Annotated in this window: 1 protein-coding gene; it reads right to left on the bottom strand. The window is 40.8% G+C overall.

Translation table 11 applies throughout. The features are described 5' to 3' along the window. Nucleotides 1–1989 (bottom strand): hypothetical protein (locus AB4140_RS19765; protein ID WP_372002345.1); only part of this gene is annotated, 1989 nt, incomplete at both ends.

Here is a 1989-nt window from a genome sequence, read left to right as displayed (position 1 = left end):
TTGCTGCTCGATTTCAGCGCGATTACCGTTACCTTCGGAGTTTATTACTGCGGATGCAGTTTGTGTTGAATGATGCTGGTCAATTTTAGCGTGGTTTTCATCACCCTTTTGAGTAATGGTTGCAGAAGATTCAGAGGTATTTTGCTGAACAATATCAGCCCTGTTTAATGAACCATCTTGATCGACTATCGAAGTGTTAGCGTACCCATACGATGACACAACAGCTAAATTGTCCATCTTATTTTGAATAATTGAAGCATTATTACCACCATCAACCCCATTTTGATGACTTAGGTTTGCAATAATATTGTTATCTTTTCCAACTTGACTAATAATTATTTCATCAGCCAATCCGTAAGTACGAGCAATTGCATAGTTACTTACACCCACTTGCTCAATATTAGCATTAGAGCGATAAGCACCAGTAAAAGCCCATGCAACGTTATCATCACCTTGTTGATTTATTACCGCCGTACTTCCATCATACCAGCTTTGTGCTGTTGCTCGATTTCCCGTCCCATCTTGATAAACAGTTGAAATATCCCCTTCTCCATAAGTTAATGCCCTAGCAGTATTTGAAGCACCTAGCTGAGTAATGTCAATGCTACTATTTCCCCCAGAATAGGTGCGAGCAGTTGCTGTATGACTGCTACCCGTCTGCTCGACTGAAATATTGTTACCAGAATCTGAACCCCATAAGCTTGTTGCGGGCTGCAATACTGTCGCGGTATTCATTTCACCAGATTGGTCAACTGAAACCTTGTTATCTGCATTATGTTGCTCTACGTCGGCAAAATTCCCCTTACCAGCAGTTGAGCCACTTTGTGTAACAATCACTGAGCTATTTTCTCCATATAAACGTAACTTGACTCTATTATCTACATCACTTTGACTTACCGTTGCTGTACTGTTTTCACCATATATGAACGCACTCACACCATTATCTTTATCACTTTGAGTCACTGTTCCGGTATTGTAATTTCCTCGCACAAAAAGGTCTGCTGTATTTTCCATACCGGATTGATCTAATATTGCTGAATTCTCGTTGCCAGAAGCGACAATATATGACCTGTTATAGATATCTTTTTGAGTAGCGAATACAAGGCTATTATTTCCAATAGCTTCAAAGCTGATAAAATGTTGACTGCCTACTTGGCTTATGTTCACAACTGCACCTGTTCTTTCATCAGTAGCATCTATCCAGCCTCCTTCAGCTGCATTAAACTCTCCATTTTGGCTAATTTGAACATGGCTAGATTTACCGGGTCCAGAAGTAGCATACACATAATTTTCTTGGCCGACTTGCTCAACATCAATGGTACTTTCGCCATAACTTTGTGCAGTTGCAAAGTTATCATTACCTTGCTGAGTCATGCTGACAACTCCGCCGCTATCCCAAGTGTCAACAACGCCTCTATTACCATTACCATGTTGCATAATAATGGCTTTGCTATTAATAATTACGGCAGACAAATCTTTATAAGAAATGGTAATGGCGCTATTATTATCACCGATTTGCTCAACATCAACCGAGTTACCCTCTGTTGAATAATATTGATATGATTCAGTCATATTTGAATTACCGACTTGAACAATATCAACCGATTCATTAATGCCGTCTTGTTGCACCATTGCCGTATTACCCATACCGACCACAGAACCGCTCTGATTGATTGATACAGCATTGTCCATGTTAGCTTGGGTAACATTGGCTATATTGCTAGCATCATCTTGAATGATTAATGCCGTGTTATTAATCCCAGTTTGTTCGATATCGGTGTGGTTTTCTGTGCCCGTTTGAGTGATGACAGCATCTGAAGATAAACCGATTTGGCTAATAAAGGCGTTATGGCGCTCACCGGTTTGGGTTATCACTGCGACGGTGTCTTCAGTGACAGAGTCACTTAAATCACCCGTTTGTTGGAAAATCTCTGCTGAATTGTCCATCCCCGCTTGGGTTATGGTGGCAGATGCGCCATCGGAATTATC

It is taken from the genome of Shewanella sp. 10N.286.51.B2 (assembly GCF_041469265.1).
GTDB lineage: Bacteria > Pseudomonadota > Gammaproteobacteria > Enterobacterales > Shewanellaceae > Shewanella.
The sequence above is the reverse complement of the archived record's forward strand: the minus strand, read 5'-3'. Positions and strand labels throughout refer to the sequence as shown.